The sequence below is a fragment of the Nonomuraea sp. NPDC001636 genome, assembly GCF_040298265.1.
GTDB lineage: Bacteria > Actinomycetota > Actinomycetes > Streptosporangiales > Streptosporangiaceae > Nonomuraea.
This window is the reverse complement of the sequence record NZ_JBEOZT010000001.1, coordinates 306,571-321,907: the sequence shown is the minus strand read 5'-3', so window position 1 is coordinate 321,907 and position 15,337 is coordinate 306,571. Positions and strand designations below refer to the sequence as shown.

Here is a 15,337-nt window from a genome sequence, read left to right as displayed (position 1 = left end):
GGAAGCGCGGCGTGTTCTCAACTCGGAAGACGCCAGTGGCAGACCTCGCCGTTGATGCACAACTCAGTTGTGGTGTCGCGGGGGTTCGGCGGCTTGACGGACACTTTTTCACCCCACCCCTGGTAGTGGGTGTCGACGGAGAAGGTTCTGCCCACCAGTTCATCAAGGCCGCCGGCTAGGGTGTACCTGCTCTGCACTCTGCCGATCGATCCCGTCGGGGTTAGCGTGAGGGTGTAGGACACTTTCGTACCGACGAGGCCCCACGAACCCTGGGTGGAATGGCCGAACCAGGCGGAGGCAGCCTTGCCGAGCTGCTTGAAGGTGATCACGCCGGTGACGCTGTTCCCGTTCCTGTGGCCGTTCTTCAGCAGGGCCGCCACGGTGGCCGGCTCTGTCGGATTGAGAAGCTGCTCATCGTATCCGAGCAGCTCGGTGTGCCAGAGGTACAACTGGTGAGAGTTCTTCCACCAGACCTTGCCGTCTTTCAGCCACTTCCCGATGAGCCCACCGGACTGGTAGCTGGTGCCGCCGGGCTCGTGATTGAAACCAATGCCGCGTTCGGTTCCATGAGCACCTCCGGTCGTGATGACGTCCAACGCCTTGACGCCTCCATTGGGCGCGTTGAACTCGAAGGCGCCTTCACGTCGGCGTTCAGTGAGTTTCTTCGTGCCCTTCGAGACGATGGCAGTTTCGGTGAAACGTACGCCGTGTCCGCTTGCCAGAACGCTTTTCAGCGCCTGAACGGAATCTTGGGAGACTTCTCGCTCCGAGGAAGCCTGGGCTGGAGCAACCCCTGCCAGCAGAGCACCGCAGGCCACCAACGTCATGAGCGTGTTTCTCATGATGACGAGAATGCCTCCATCAGGACACGCGCGGAACACGGACCGGATGCGACTGCCGAAAGACGAGGGGGAGGCCGGTGGACGTGCTGGATTCGGCGCGTCGATCGCCTTGAGGCCCTGCCCTTCTCCGCAAAGCGGGACACAGCGGGAGGGTCATGTCAGTATGACCGTGGGTCCCCTCCGAGGAGTGTCCGATGTGTGACGATGCGTTGCTTCCTGGTCCCGTCTCCGCTGCCCTGGCTGATTACCGCGCGCTCCGTGACGCGCACGGTCCCTGTTGGGGTGAACCGTCGCTGTCCTACGTCGTCCAGGCATGGGCGACCGTCTTCCTCGACCGCCGGTACAACTTCTACACCACCGGACTGCGCCAACTGGCCGAGCACCACCCTGACCTGCCCGCGGCCGAGCTGGAGGATCATCTCGGCGAGGTGGACGCCGACCGGGTGGTGCGTGACGCGCTCGCCGGCGACGTCGTGGACAACCTGCCCGTGCTGCGCCTGACGCCCGGCGGGTGCGCGGTGGCGGCCGTCACGCGGATCGTGCTGGAGGAGGAGCCGTTTCGTACGGCGTTGCTGCTCGACTCCAGCAGGGACGAATCGGTCACCGTGCTCGTGGACGGCACCCGGTACACGGTAGCGGCGCGCGGGGCCAAGGTGGTCGAGGTCGCCGAGTCCGTCGTGGTCGACGGGCAGCCGGTCGACCTGGCGCCGCTGAGCAGGCGGGTGGCGGCGGCCGGCGTGCGGTTACGCGCGGGGTTCCCGTGCCGGTGGAGCGTGACGAGCGCGAACGGTCAGGGCTGGTACCCCGAAGGCGCGCCGCCCAAGCTGGACGCGCACCGCCGGCCGTTCTTCCACGGCGACGACCTCGTGGTCCGCGTCCCCGCCGAGCCCGTCACCGTGACCGTGGCCAGGGGGATGGAGTACGGCACCGCCGAAGTGACCGTCACGCCGCAGACCGGCGCGGAGACGCTGGTGGAGCTGGCGCCCGAACGGCTGTACGACGCGGCCGCCGGCGGCTGGTACGGCGGTGACCTGCACGTCCACCTCAACTGGATGGGCGAGGAGCCCGCCGCGCCCGAGCTGGCCGCCGCCGCGCAGCACGGCGAGGACCTGCACGTGCTCAACCTGGTGGCGGGCAACGTGGCGAGCGAGCGCGTCTACGACGCGGAGGCGCTGGAGCAGTGGGTGGGCAAGGACCTGCCGTGGTCCGACGACCGGCACGTGGCCAGGATCGGCGTCGAGTACCGCAACGACGTGCTCGGCCACTGCACGGCGTTCGGGCTGCGCGGGCTGCCGGGCCGCTACCACTCGGGCTTCGGCGGCACGGCGGACTGGCCGCCCAACGCGGCGGCGTGCGAGGAGCTGCGGGCACTCGGCGGGGTCGTCTCCTACGGTCACCCGTTCCACACCGCGTTCGGCGACGACGACCCGCCGGACGTCGTGCTCGATCGCGGGCGGTCCTGCGCGGCCAGGGAGATCGTGGCCGACGCCGCACTGGGCCTGATCGACTCGCTCGACGTGCTCAACCACTCCTCCGTCCTGGCCACGGCGGCCGTGTACCGCCGTCTGATCGGCGCGGGCAACAGGCTGGCGGTGACGGCGGGGACCGACGCCGTGCTGTCGTTCTGCCGCCGCGGCACCGCCTCCGCCCCGCCCGGCTGGGAGCGTGTGTACGCCAACGTCGCCGGTCCCCTCACCGCCGAGTCCTACGCCGAGGCGATCCTGCACGGGCGTACGTTCGCCACCACCGGGCCGTGGCTGGAGCTCACGGTGAACGGGCACGGTCCCGGCGACACGCTGGAGCTGCCGCCGGGCCAGGAGGTGGAGATCGTGGTCTCCACGATCGGGCCGGAGGTCGAGGAACTGGAGATCCGTACCGCTGCGGGCGTGCTCGCGCAGGGGCCTCCCGGGCGGCTGGTGGCCACGATGAGGGCGGACGAACCGACGTACGTGGTGGCCGTGGCAACCGGCGGGCCGCATCCGCGCTCCCAGCACCGGCGCGGCGCCTACGCCCACACCAGCCCCGTGTACCTCGACGTCGCGGGCGGCCACGTGGCCAGGGAGGCGGACGTGCGCTGGTGCCTGGCCTGGCTGGACCGGCTGGAATCGATCCTGCGCGAGTCCGGCCGCTTCGACACCCCCGCCCAGGTGGACGACCACCTGGCCCTGTACGAGCGAGCCAGGCAGGTCTACCGCGACCGCCTGCCCTGACCTCGGCCGGCAGGGCCGGTCGCGCAGCAGGGGGCGGGCGCGACGGAGTGGCGGGGTCCGGCGGGGGTGCGCGGAGGGATGGGTGGGAAGGTGGCTGCGTGCAGATCTCCCTTCTCGGGCCGGTCGCGGCCGCGGCCGACGACGCCTCTCCCATCGACATTCCCGGCGTGCGTCTGCGGGTGCTGCTGGCGCGGCTCGCGTTGGAGGCCGGTCGGCCGGTGTCGGCGGACGCGCTGATCGACTGCGTCTGGGGCGAGGAGCCGCCGGCCGGGGCCGTCAACGCGCTGCACGGGCTGGTCTCCCGGTTGCGCAGGACGCTGGGCGGGCCGGAGTCCGTGGAGCTGGTGGCCGGCGGTTACCGGCTGCCGCTGCGTCCCGAGGACGTGGACACCCACCGGTTCGAGCAGCTTGCCGGGCAGGCCAGGCGGGAGCTCGCGGCCGGCCGGCCGCGGGAGGCCTCCTCCCTGCTCCGCGCCGCCCTGGAGCAGTGGCGCGGCGACGCGCTGGCGGACGTGCTGGAGGCCGCGTTCGCCCGTAACGTGGCGGCGCGGCTGGAGGAGTTGCGCGCCACCGTCGCCGAGGACTTCTTCGACGCGGAGGTACGGCTCGGCCGCCACTCCGAGGTGCTGGCCGACCTGCGGGTCGCGGCCGTCGCGCGCCCGCTGAGCGAGCGCCTGGCCGAACTGCGGATCCGGGCCCTGTCGGCCGCCGGACGCCAGTCGGAGGCGCTGGCCGTGTACGACGAGGTCCGCGGAAGGCTCGGCGACGAGCTGGGCATCGACCCCTCGCCCGAGCTCCGCGCGGTCCACCTCGCCCTCCTGCGCGGGGAGCTGAGCCGGCCCGCCGTACGGCCGCAGGCCGCGTCCAGCACGCTTCCGGCCAGGCTGACCACCTTCGTCGGCCGGGAGCGTGAGCTCGGCGAGCTGGCCCGGCTGCTTGCCGAAGCGCGGCTGGTGACGATCGTCGGGCCGGGCGGCGCGGGCAAGACCAGGCTGGCGCTGGAGGCCGCCGAGCACGTCGGGGACCGGGCGTGGTTCGTCTCGCTCGCCGGGGTCACCCGTCAGGACCAGATCGCGGACGCGGTGCTCAGCGCCTGCGGCGGCCTGTTCGAGGGCGGGTTCAAGCCGCAGGCTCCCGCGCCCGCCCGGTTGGCGGCCCAGCTCGACGTCGGCCCCGCCGTGCTGGTGCTGGACAACTGCGAGCACCTGGTGGAGGCGGCCGCCGAGCTCGCCGAGCAGCTGCTCGGCCGGCTTCCGCAGCTGCGTGTCCTGGCCACCAGCAGGGAGGCTCTGGCGATCGACGGCGAGGCCCTGTGCCACCTCGGCCCGCTGGGCCTGCCCGTGCGGGACGCGGACCTGGCCGAGGCCGCCGAGTCGGACGCCGTGCGGCTGTTCGTGGAGCGGGCGGGCAGGGTGCGCCAGGGGTTCGCGCTCGACCGGGCCACCCTGGGGCCCACGGTGGAGATCTGCCGCCGGTTGGACGGCATGCCGCTGGCGCTCGAACTGGCCGCGGCCAAGCTGCGGGCGATGACCGTGACGCAGATCGCCGAGCGCCTGGACGACCGGTTCCGCCTGCTCACCTCGGGCAGCAGGACCGCGCTGCCGCGCCAGCGCACGCTGCTCGCGCTGGTGGAGTGGAGCTGGGACCTGCTGGAGGAGCCCGAGCGGGTGCTGGCCGCGCGCCTGGCCGCCTTCCCCGGCGGAGCCGACCTGGCCGCGCTGGAGGCGATCTGCTCCGACGCGTCCCTGCCCGCCGCCGACATGGTGTACGTCGCGGGGGCGCTGGTCGAGAAGTCCATGATCCAGCAGGTGGGCGACAGGTACCGGATGCTGGAGACCGTCCGCGCCTACGCGGCGGCCCGGCTCGACGAGCCGCCGGTCGGCGACCGTTTCCGCGCGTACTTCCTGGCGCTGGCCGAGGAGAACGAGCCGCTGCTGCGTACCCGGGACCAGCTGCGCGCCGTCGAGGTCTTCGACGCCGAGCACGACAACCTGGTCGCCGCGCTGCGGGCCGCCGTCGGGGCGGGCGACGCGGCCACGGCCGCCCGGTTCGTCCGGTCCATGATCTGGTATTGGGGCATGCGCGGGATGTCCACCGAGTCCGACGCGTTCCTGGGCGAGGTGCTGGCGTTCGGCGACGAGCTGCCCGACGACGTCCGCACCGCTTTCGAGGTGGTACGGGCGACGGCGGGCCGGCGGGGCGGGCCGGAGGTCCGGGAGAACCTCAGCCGTCCAGGGGTGACGAAGTTCCACAACGCGCTGCCGCTGCTCCGCCTGTCCAGGCTCACCAGTCAGGACGCCGGAGACCTGGAGGCCCTGGACTCCCCCGACCCGTGGGTGCGCGCCAGCGCCCGCTGGGCCTACGACTTCCTGCTCACGGAACAGGGCGACCAGGAGACCGGCGCCCGCCACAGGGACGAGGCGCTGCGCCTGTTCGAGCAGGTCGGTGACCGCTGGGGCCTGGTGATGAGCCTGGTACGGCACAGCCGCGTCCATGGCCTGCGCGGCGAGCACGAACGCGCGGTCGCGGCCTGCGAGCGCGCCGTCGCGATCGCCGCCGAGCTGGGCACCGAGGAACACCTGTTCATCACCAAGTCGCATCTCGCCCAGAACCGCATGCGCGGCGGCGACCTGGACGGCGCGCTGCACGACCTCCACGCCGCGCGCCGCGTGGGCCGCGAACACGGCCACCGGCGGCTGGCGGCCAGCATGCTGTTCCCGCTGGCCGAGGTGCACCGCCATGCCGGCGACCTGGGCCGGGCCCATGAGGTCGTGGACGAGCTGGAGACGGTCGTCCACCGGCTGCCCGGCCCGCCCGAGCTGAACGGCGACGTGATCGTGTCCTCCCGGATGGCCGTCCTGGTGACCGAGGGGGCGGCGGAGCGGGCGCGCGAGCTGCTGCCCCGCGCGATGCGCGGCGTGCTCGGGCACACCAACGCCAACGCCCTGGCGCGCGCCGCGGAGCTGCTGGCCAGGCTGCTCGGGCTGGAGGGCGACCCGGCGGGGGCCGCGACGGCGCTCGGCATGAGCCACGTGATCAGGGGCGTCTTCGACGAGGGCGATCCCGATCTGCGGCGGCTGGTGCCCGTCCTGGCGGGGCGGCTCGGCGACGCGGGTTACCGGGAGGCGTACCGGCGTGGCGCGGACCTGCCGCGGCAGGAGGCGATCGACCGGCTCATGACCCACTGCGCGGATCCGGCCGGGTCCGCTCCCCCGGGTGGCCTTCCGCGTCCCGGGCGGAGTTGACCGGGGCAAGGCGCGGCGGTCACCTCGGCATTCTGGCGGTGACCGCTTCGAGCGCCTTCCCGGCCTCGATGAGCTCGTTCATGGACGTGATGAAGAGGTCGCCGTTCTCGTCCGCCAGGCTTTTCCGGCAGTTAAGGCCGCCGTTGCCGGCCTGGGTGATGAACGTCCGCCAGAAGACCTGGGTCTCGTGGTCGGGGGCGTCGAAGTAGCGGCCCGCGTCCCGGGCGATCTCCCCCATGTGGGTGCACAGGGGGCCGAAGATCGCCGGCTCGACGGAGCCGCGCCCGGTCTGAGCGGCGTCGTTCAGGCTCTTGGAGAGACGTACGACGTCGGTCCGGTAGCGTTCGCGCAGATCCCAGCCGCCGTGTGCCCACCAGGCCTTCACCTGCAGCTGCCTGATCTCGGCGGACACCGCCGCACCTTCGGGGCCCACCACCCGCTGGACCTGGGAGAGGGTGGCGGACCCGGGCGATTCCTGCTGGGCGGCCGCCACGAGGGGCGCCGCCACCGCCGCCGCGCACAGCACAGCCGTGGCGGCTCGCCGCGCGGCGAGCCGGCCGCGCGGCGACGGGTCGGGAGGGAGCTCGCGGGTCGCGCGCCGGGTCGTGGGCCGCAGCTTCCGGGCCGCCGACACGATGCCGGCCGCCATGACGGCGGCGACCGCGGCGAGCACGAGAACGTAGCCCATGATGCTCTGTACGAGCGTCCACGCCGGATCCGGCAGCCAGTGGCAGCGGACCGCCAAGGTGTTGAGCGGCTGGAAGCAGCCGTCCGCGGCGGCGAACAGGAAGCGGCCGGCCAGGCCGCCCAACGCCACGACCTCGGCGGTGATCAGCGCGACGAGCAGCCGGTGACGGCTCGCCGGCACGCTCGCGACGGCGGCTGCCGCCGCGGCCGTCGTCACCAGGGCCACGAGCGTCCACGCCTGGTAGACCAGGGCGTAGAAGCCTCCTCGATCCGCGGGCGGGGGCTGCCAGGTGTGCATGTAGCCCATGACGACGGCGACGGCGGCCCAGCTCGCCGGTATCCCCAGCAGCACGGCCGGCAGCACCCGCCGGTGCAGCGGCACCCCGCTGTCCGGGGCCTCCCATCGGCCGGGCTCGGGCAAGGAGCCGAGCGTCCACGAGGGCGGAGCGGTGGCCGGGCGGAACGTCCAGGTGAGCAGCGGCACGACCCACAGGGCCATGACCGCGGAGAGGACGAGCGGCGTGTCGAGGCTGGTCAGGAACGGCCACACCGCGCCGATCGCGGACTGCACGGCCGGATGCTCCTCCGGCGAGGCGCCGTACAGGTCCCGCAGGATCAGGCGCATCCCGGCGGGGTCCACCGTTCCGGTGCTCGCCAGCAGCGCGCCTTCGCTCTGCCACCACACGAACCACGCGAACAGCACCAGCCACGCGGCGGTGAGCCCCAGCAGCATGGCCGGCCGGATCGTACGCCCCGGCCAGGCCCTGCCCCACAGTTCGGCGCACTGCGCGGTCCACCAGGCGAAGGCCACCCCGGCGAACAGCACCAGCGCCAGCACCACCGGGTGGTCCGGGAACCACCGCAGGACCGTCACCCGGTTCAGCACCAGTTCGCCGGCCACGCCGCCGGCTCCCAGCCACAGCCCCGCGCGCACACCGGACGGCGCCCGGCGCCCGGTCAGCACCGCATGGACCACGGCACGCCACAGCGCGATCCCGGCCACGCCGGTGACCAGCCCCGCCACCAGCAGGGCCGACAGCCGGCCCATCCAGGTGCCGCTGGCGACGAGGGGCAGGTAGTCCGCCACCTGGACGTCGATGAGCGGAGCGGCGGCCCCGGTCAGGAACATGGGCAGCGCCTGCACGCCGAACAGCGCGGCCGGGTCGGTGACGGCGTCCCGGCGCAGCGTCCAGCGCGGGTGCGTGCGCCACAGCTCGGCGAAGGAGCCGAGAGCCCGCCGCAGCCGGCCCGTGGCGGGGGCGGGCCTGGTGAACGCCAGAGAGCGCAGGTCGGCGCCCCAGCGCGCCGCGGCGAGGTCGGCGTGGATCTCCCGGCTGCGCAGGACGTCCGAGCGGGCGAGATAGACCAGGAGGATCATGCAGACCGGAAGCAGCAGGCCCCGCGTGGTGAACGCCGTCTCGCCGGGCCAGAACGGCGACCGCGCGGAGGTGGGGATCGCGGTGAGGTACCAGACGACGTACGGCAGGAGCACGAGGACGACGAACACCCGCCACACGACGACGGTGGCGTAGGTGATGGTGAGGTCGCGGTTGCGGATGTGGGCGAACTCGTGCATCGCCCGCGCGCGGAAGCCGTCGGGATCGGCGGTCCTGCGGGCGAGCAGCCCGCCGTGCAGGCACACGATCGGGCGGCGATCGCTGCCGAACACCACGGCGTCGGTGGTGACCGCCGTCAGGTCCACGACGATCCTGGGCACGCGGGCCAGGCCGGCCACGGCGGCGAGCTCCGCCATCCTGCGCCCGATCTCGCCGTCGTGGTCGATCACGTCCAGCGGCACGAGGCGGCCCCGCCGGATCTTCCAGTGCGGCAGGGCCAGGAACAGCGCCACGGCCGCCGCCGCCACCAGGACCAGCCCCAGGAGCGGCAGCCACCAGGGCGCCGCGGGCTCGTAGCGATCGACGCAGGCCCAGTAGGCGTCGTGGGAGGCGATGATCCGCGCGGAGACGCCCCGGTCGGTGCCCTGGGTGGGATCGCCGCCGGCGGCGAGCAGGCAGCCGTACCCGTAGCCGCCGTGGTATCCGCGGGCCACGACCTGCATCATCGAACCGCTGCTCACCAGCAGCAGAGTCAGCAGCAGCACGAAGCGCACGGTCGTGCCCGCGCCCATCGCGCGCTCGTCGATCCGCGGCGCGGAGGCCGTGGCCGTCATCACTGGTTCTTCGTCAGGGGGGCGCCGTCGTTCGGGCCGTCCGGTCTCCGCGCGTCGGGTTCCGGTGCGGCCAGCGCGAGCCGGCCCACCACGGCGTCGGCGATGAGCCGGGCGCGGCTGTCGCCGAGCCCGTGCTCCACAGCGGTCTCCAGCACCCGCCGGTGGACCTCGGCCAGCTCGTCACGGGTCAGGTCAGGGACGAGGACGGCCGCCGCCGGCCTTCTGAACACCTTGCGCAGCGCGGCCTTCGTGCGCGCCGCCGCGCCGTCCACGGCGGCGGTACCCACCCGGCGGGCGGCCTCGTCGACCATGAGCCACACCACCGGCGTCACCAGGGCCGCGATCTCGCCCAGGCCGAAACCCAACGGCTCACGCCTGGCGCCCCGCCGGCCCAGCCGCCGGATCACGACGTCGTCGTCGAGGCCGGCCAGCCCGTCCACGAGCAGGAGTTCCTCCGGCGCGGTCGCCGCCACCACATCGCGCACGACGTCGCGGACCCTGGTCGTCGCCGCCCTGCCCGCAGGACCGCCGCCGCTGGGCGAAGCTGCTCCGGAACTCATGACGCCCCTCTCCGCATCGCATTGTGTGACGAACTCGCCACGCTGTGCAGGATCTCCATCCTCACGGAAGGGGTCCGGCGATGGAGGCGAACGCGGAAAACGGCATGAATGACGTGTCCGGCACGGGCTCCCCCGTCAGGGCGTCATTCGCGCAGGAAGGCCAGCAGGGAGGCGGCGAGTTCGTCCGGGGCCTCTTCGGCCACGTGGTGGCCGCTGTCGATCGGGTGGCCGGTCACGTCGTCGGCCCAGGTGCGCCAGATCGCCAGCGGGTCGCCGTACAGGTCCTCCATGTCGTCCTTGGACGTCCAGAGGAACAGGGTGGGGCAGGTGAGGCGGCGGGCGGCGGCGCGGTCGGCGTCGTCGGCCGCGCGGTCCACGGTCAGGCCGGCCCGGTAGTCCTCGCACATCGCGTGGACGGTGTCCGGGTCGTGGATGGCCCGGCGGTAGTCCTCGTACGCCTCCTGACCCATCTGCTCGGCGTTGCCCTTGTACCAGGCGTCCGGGTCGGCGTTGATGACGCGTTCGGCGGGTTTGGCGGTCTGGCCGAGGAAGAACCAGTGCCACCAGGACGCCGCGAAGCGGGCGTCGGCCCTGGCCAGCGCCTCGCCGATGGGGATGCCGTCCATCACGGCCAGGCGGGTGACGGCGGCCGGGTGGTCGGCGGCCAGGCGGTGGGCGACGTAGGCGCCGCGGTCGTGGCCGGCGACGGCGAAGCGTTCGTGGCCCAGCGAACGCATGAGGGCGACCATGTCGCGGGCCATGGCGCGCTTGGAGTAGGGGGCGTGGTCGGGGGTGGCGGGCGGCTTGCCCGAGCGGCCGTACCCGCGCAGATCGGGGCAGACCACCGTGTGGTGGGGGGCGAGGAGGGGTGCGACGCGGTGCCAGGTCGCGTGGGTGCGGGGGTGGCCGTGGAGCAGCAGGACGGGCGTGCCGGAGCCGCCGTACCGGACGAACAGCTCGGTCTCACCGACGTCGATCAGGCCGGTCGCGAAGTCGTCGAACATCGGCCGCCTCTACCCGGGACCGTCATGGAACAACACCTACCCAAGAAGCGGAGTTCCGCCGCATAAGGGGACGTTCTAGGATCGGGCCATGCCTTTGACCGCGGACGACGTCGACCGATTCGTGGCCGCCAGACCCCGCCTGGAGGCCATCGCCTACCGCCTGCTCGGCTCCGCCGCGGAGGCCGAGGACGCCGTGCAGGAGACGTTCCTGCGCTGGCAGTCCGCCGACGCGGGCCGCGTCGAGGTGCCCGAGGCGTGGCTGACGAAGGTGCTCACCAACCTGTGCCTCAACCAGCTCGGCTCCGCGCGGGCCCGCCGCGAGACGTACGTCGGGGAGTGGCTGCCCGAGCCGTTGCTCGCCGGCGACCCGATGCTCGGCCCGGCCGAGACCGCCGAGCAGCGCGAGTCGGTGTCGTACGCCGTCCTCACGCTGATGGAACGCCTGTCCCCCAACGAGCGGGCGGTCTATGTGCTGCGGGCCGCCTTCGACCACTCCCACCGGGAGATCGCCGAGATCCTCGACATCACCGAGTCGGCCAGCCAGCAGATCTTCCACCGCGCCAAGAAGCACGTCGCCGACGGCCGGGCCCGTACCGAGGTCGACGAGGCCGCCGCCCGGCGGATCGTCGAGGAGTTCCTGGCCGCCGCCACCAGCGGGCAGACCGAGCCGCTCGTCCGCCTGCTCACCCAGGACGCCATCGCGGTCGGCGACGGCGGCGGCAAGGTCCCGGCCCGCGCCAAGGCGTTCGTGGGCGCCGTCGCGGTCGCGAAGTTCCTGTGGGGCCTGGTCAAGCCCGGCAAGGCCAAGCGGGCCATCATCGGCGGCTCGCCCGAGATCTACCCCTGGACCGCCAACGGGGAGCCGGCCGTCGTGGCGGTCCTGGACGGCCGGGTCGTCGGCGTCATGTGCCTGGAGGTCACCGCCGAGGGCATCGCCGCGTTCCGCAACCAGGTCAACCCCGACAAGCTGGACCGCGCGACCGCGCGCTGGGCGGCCACCGACCACGGGGAGCCGGTGTTCAGAGCCTTCTGAGACGCCTTCTGAGACGCCTTCTGAGACACGGTGTGACGCGCTTCACACCGTGATCCTGTCAGGAATGCGCGGGCCGTCCGGTTCAGGTGGCGAATCCGCGTCAGACAGGAGCGAGGAAATGCAGCACCGCATCATCGTCCTCGGAGCCGGCTACACCGGAGCCGTCGTCGCCGGCCGCCTGGCCAGGCGGCTGAGCCGCGAGGACGTCGCCATCACCCTCGTCAACGCCGAGCCCGACTTCGTGGAGCGCGTCCGCCTGCACCAGGTGGCGACCGGGCAGGACCTCAGGCCCCGGCCGTTCCGCGAGATGTTCGCCGGCACCGGCGTCGAGCTGCGGCTCGGGACGGTCACCGGCCTCGACGCCGACCGCGGGACCGTCACCGTCACCGGCGCGGGCGGCGCCGAAGAGCTGGCCTACGACACGCTGGTCTACGCGCTCGGCAGCGGCTGGAACGCCGAGGGCGTGCCCGGGACGGCCGAGCACGCCTACGACGTCGCCGGCCGGCCGGGGGCGCTGCGGCTGCGCGAGCGGCTGGCCCGGCTCGACGCCGGTCAGCGCGTGGTCGTCGTCGGCGGCGGGCTCACCGGGCTGGAGGCCGCGGCCGAGATCGCCGAGGCCCGTCCCGACCTCGACGTCGCCCTCGCCGCCCGCGGCGGTCTCGGTGACTGGCTCTCGCCGAAGGGCCGCGCGCACGTGCGGAAGGTCCTGGCCGGGCTCGGGGTGAGCGTGCACGAGCACACGGCCGTCACCGCCGTCGAGGCCGGCCGGGTCACCACCGAAGGCGGGCCCATCCCGGCCGACGTGACCGTCTGGACGGCCGGCTTCGCCGTGCACCCGATCGCGCGGGCGACCACCCTGGAGGTCACCGGCACCGGCCAGATCGTGGTCGACGGGACCATGCGCTCGGTCTCGCACCCGAACGTGTACGCCGTCGGCGACGCCGCCATGGCGATGGGCCCCGGCGGCAAGCCGCTGCGCATGTCGTGCGCGTCGGGCATCCCGACCGCCTGGCAGGCCGCCGACTCGATCGCGGCGCGGCTGACCGGCGGGAAACTGCCGAACACCTCGCCGCGCTACTTCAACCAATGCGTCTCGCTGGGCCGGGGCAACGGCCTGATCCAGTTCGTCACCGCCGACGACCGCGCCGTGCCCAAGGTGCTGACCGGGCGGGTGGCCGCCGTGTACAAGGAGCTGGTCTGCAAGAGCGCCGCCTGGGGCGTCGCCAACCCGATGCTGGGCCTGCCGGCCCGGCGCCGCCGCGTCACCAGCCCGAACGCCCCGGCCGGCCCCGCCGCCGCCAGGGCGCGTGCGTGACGACGGCCGGCGTGGCGCACCCGGCGGCGCGCCCCCGTCAGGGGGTCGTGAGGACGACGAGCTGCCGGGTCGCCCGGGTCATCGCCACGTAACGGTCGACCGCGCCCTCGACGCCCTCGACGCCCTCGACGCCCTCGCCGAACCGGTCCGGATCGACCAGGACGACCAGGTCGAACTCCAGCCCCTTCGACAGCTCCGGCGTCAGCGACCGGACCCGGGGCCGCTCACGGAAGGCCGGGTCCCCGATCACGCAGGCGATCCCCTCGGGGTTCGCGGCGAGCCAGGCGTCGAGGATCGCGTCCAGCTCGGCGACCGGCCCGCGGGTGACCGGGATGCCGCTCTCCCGGATGGAGACCGGCACGTTGGCGTCCGGCAGGGCGGCCCTGATGACCGGCTCGGCCTCGGCCATGATCTCCGCCGGGGTCCGGTAGTTGACGCTCAGGCCGGCCAGCTCGACGCGGTCGATGCCGACCCGGCCCAGCCGTTCCGCCCACGACTCGGTGAACCCGTGCCTGGCCTGGGCGCGGTCGCCGACGATGGTGAAGCTCCTGGACGGGCAGCGCAGCAGCAACATCTGCCATTCGGCGTCGGTCAGCTCCTGGGCCTCGTCCACGACGACGTGCGCGAACGGCCCGGCGAGCAGGTCCGGCTCCACGGTGGGCAGCTCCGACTCGTCCACCAGGTTGCGCTGGAGGTCCGCCCGGCGAAGCTGCGTCACCAGGCCCTCGCCGTCGTCGTCGGCCTCGATCAGGTTGTCCACGACCTGGGCCATGCGCTCGCGCTGGACGGCCAGGGCGGCCTCCTGCCTGCGCTGCCGGCGGGACGCCTCCGGGTCGCCGAGACGCTGGCGGGCCGCGTCCAGGAGCGGCAGGTCGGAGACCGTCCAGGACTGGGCGTCCGCGCGCTGGAGCCGCCGGATCTCGTCCGGGGCGAGCCAGGGGGCGCACAGCCGCAGGTAGGCGGGGACCGTCCACAGGTCGCCGACCAGGTCGGTGGGCTCGATCAGCGGCCAGGCGCGGTTGAAGGCGGCCAGCAGCTCCCGGTTCGCGCGCAGCGACCTGCGCAGCAGCTCCGGCGACACCTCGTGCTCGCCGTGCTCGCCGTGCCGGTCATGCGGGTCGTGCTTGTCGATGAGGATCGTGAGCAGTTCCTCCCAGATCTGGTCGCGGGCCTCGTTGTGCGGGGTGCCGGGGTCGGCGGCCTCGAACGCCTCGGCCCAGTCCTCGGCGCTCAGCCAGACGTCCGACCAGTGCGTGGTGACCGTCATGCCCTTGGCGGGCGGGTTCTCGTAGAACCTGACGGCCGGCTCGATCGCCTTCACCATGTCCGCGGACGCCTTCAGCCGCGCCACCTCCGGGTCCCGCTCGGGGGCCGCGGCCGCCCCCTCGGGCACGAGGTCGCGCAGGGTGCAGGTGCGCACGCCGTCCTCCCCCAGGCTGGGCAGCACGTCGGCGACGTAGGCCAGGTAGGGCTGGTGCGGGCCGACGAACAGCACGCCGCCCTTGTTGTGGCCGAGCCGGGGGTCGGAGTAGAGCAGGTAGGCCGAGCGGTGGAGGGCGACGACGGTCTTGCCGGTGCCGGGGCCGCCGTCCACGACGAGGGCGCCGCGGGAGCCGGCCCGGATGATGGCGTCCTGGTCGGCCTGGATGGTGCCGAGCACGTCGCGCATCCTGGGCGAACGGTTGCCGCCCAGGCTGGCGATGAAGGCGGACTGGTCGTCGAGCGCGGCGTGCCCTTCGAAGCCGTCGGCGGTGAACACCTCGTCCCAGTAGTCGCTGATCCGGCCGCGGGTCCAGCGGTACCGGCGGCGGCTGGCCAGGCCCATGGGGTTGGCGTGGGTGGCGCCGAAGAACGGCTCGGCCGCGGGCGAGCGCCAGTCGAGCAGCAGGCGGCGGCCGTCGCTGTCGGTGAGGCCGAGCCGTCCGATGTACACCGGTTCGGGGTGGTCGGCGGTGACCATGTGGCCGAGGCACAGGTCGAGGCCGAAGCGCCGCAGCGTCCGCAGGCGGGCGGACAGGCGGTGGATCTCCAGGTCGCGGTCGAGCGCCTGCCGGCCCTTGCCGCCGGGGGCCATGCGTTCGGCGTCGAGGCGGGCGGACAGGTCGGCGATCGACTGCTCCAGGCTCTGGGCGAGGGCCGCGAAGTGTCGCTCGTCGACGGCGATCAGCGCCGGATCCGCCTTGGCGGCGAGGTTGCCGGGCAGGTCGAACACGCCGGTGGTCAGGGGATTCATGTATGTGGCTCCGCTACGAGGTCGGTCTTCGCGTGGCA

At 73.3% G+C, this 15,337-nt stretch carries 9 protein-coding genes; 4 read left to right on the top strand and 5 right to left on the bottom strand.

What is annotated here, in order from left to right; all coding sequences use genetic code 11:
- Nucleotides 1-17: 17 nt before the first annotated feature.
- Entirely contained in the window at nucleotides 18-842 is an 825-nt protein-coding gene (locus ABT158_RS01425) for a hypothetical protein (RefSeq protein ID WP_352349684.1), read from the bottom strand.
- Between the two features lie 194 nt (nucleotides 843-1,036).
- On the opposite strand from ABT158_RS01425, the gene ABT158_RS01420 reads away from it, so the two are divergent.
- Both ABT158_RS01420 and ABT158_RS01415 read left to right on the top strand, forming a co-directional pair.
- Nucleotides 1,037-3,052 carry a CehA/McbA family metallohydrolase gene (locus tag ABT158_RS01420; RefSeq protein WP_352349682.1) on the top strand — a complete coding sequence of 672 codons (2,016 nt, stop codon included), beginning with the start codon at nucleotides 1,037-1,039 and terminating at the stop codon, nucleotides 3,050-3,052.
- Nucleotides 3,053-3,150: 98 nt separating this feature from the next.
- Entirely contained in the window at nucleotides 3,151-6,297 is a 3,147-nt protein-coding gene (locus ABT158_RS01415) for an AfsR/SARP family transcriptional regulator (protein WP_352349680.1), read from the top strand.
- Nucleotides 6,298-6,316: 19 nt separating this feature from the next.
- On the opposite strand, the gene ABT158_RS01410 is transcribed toward ABT158_RS01415, so the two are convergent.
- From ABT158_RS01410 to ABT158_RS01400, 3 genes are all read right to left on the bottom strand, one after another.
- A complete protein-coding gene (locus ABT158_RS01410; RefSeq protein WP_352349678.1) occupies nucleotides 6,317-9,154 on the bottom strand; it encodes a M48 family metalloprotease in 2,838 nt (945 codons plus the stop codon).
- Nucleotides 9,154-9,714, bottom strand: a complete 561-nt coding sequence (locus ABT158_RS01405) for a hypothetical protein (RefSeq protein ID WP_352349676.1) — start codon at nucleotides 9,712-9,714, stop codon at nucleotides 9,154-9,156. The genes ABT158_RS01410 and ABT158_RS01405 overlap by 1 nt, the downstream gene beginning before the upstream one ends.
- Nucleotides 9,715-9,857: 143 nt before the next feature.
- Nucleotides 9,858-10,718 carry an alpha/beta fold hydrolase gene (locus tag ABT158_RS01400; protein ID WP_352349674.1) on the bottom strand — a complete coding sequence of 287 codons (861 nt, stop codon included), beginning with the start codon at nucleotides 10,716-10,718 and terminating at the stop codon, nucleotides 9,858-9,860.
- Between the two features lie 88 nt (nucleotides 10,719-10,806).
- Between ABT158_RS01400 and ABT158_RS01395 the strand changes: the two genes are divergently transcribed.
- Both ABT158_RS01395 and ABT158_RS01390 read left to right on the top strand, forming a co-directional pair.
- A complete protein-coding gene (locus ABT158_RS01395) occupies nucleotides 10,807-11,751 on the top strand; it encodes an RNA polymerase sigma-70 factor (protein WP_352349672.1) in 945 nt (314 codons plus the stop codon).
- Between the two features lie 118 nt (nucleotides 11,752-11,869).
- Nucleotides 11,870-13,066 carry an NAD(P)/FAD-dependent oxidoreductase gene (locus ABT158_RS01390; RefSeq protein ID WP_352349670.1) on the top strand — a complete coding sequence of 399 codons (1,197 nt, stop codon included), beginning with the start codon at nucleotides 11,870-11,872 and terminating at the stop codon, nucleotides 13,064-13,066.
- Between the two features lie 37 nt (nucleotides 13,067-13,103).
- Here ABT158_RS01390 and helR read toward each other — a convergent pair whose 3' ends face one another.
- Nucleotides 13,104-15,299, bottom strand: a complete 2,196-nt coding sequence (helR, locus tag ABT158_RS01385; protein WP_352349668.1) for an RNA polymerase recycling motor ATPase HelR — start codon at nucleotides 15,297-15,299, stop codon at nucleotides 13,104-13,106.
- Nucleotides 15,300-15,337 lie beyond the last annotated feature (38 nt).

Coding starts and splice junctions, on each gene's coding strand:
- helR (WP_352349668.1), bottom strand. CDS start 15,299: ATGAATCCCCTGACCACCGGCGTGTTCGACCTGCCCGGCAACCTCGCC.
- ABT158_RS01395 (WP_352349672.1), top strand. CDS start 10,807: ATGCCTTTGACCGCGGACGACGTCGACCGATTCGTGGCCGCCAGACCC.
- ABT158_RS01405 (WP_352349676.1), bottom strand. CDS start 9,714: ATGAGTTCCGGAGCAGCTTCGCCCAGCGGCGGCGGTCCTGCGGGCAGG.
- ABT158_RS01410 (WP_352349678.1), bottom strand. CDS start 9,154: ATGACGGCCACGGCCTCCGCGCCGCGGATCGACGAGCGCGCGATGGGC.
- ABT158_RS01420 (WP_352349682.1), top strand. CDS start 1,037: ATGTGTGACGATGCGTTGCTTCCTGGTCCCGTCTCCGCTGCCCTGGCT.
- ABT158_RS01390 (WP_352349670.1), top strand. CDS start 11,870: ATGCAGCACCGCATCATCGTCCTCGGAGCCGGCTACACCGGAGCCGTC.
- ABT158_RS01400 (WP_352349674.1), bottom strand. CDS start 10,718: ATGTTCGACGACTTCGCGACCGGCCTGATCGACGTCGGTGAGACCGAG.
- ABT158_RS01425 (WP_352349684.1), bottom strand. CDS start 842: ATGAGAAACACGCTCATGACGTTGGTGGCCTGCGGTGCTCTGCTGGCA.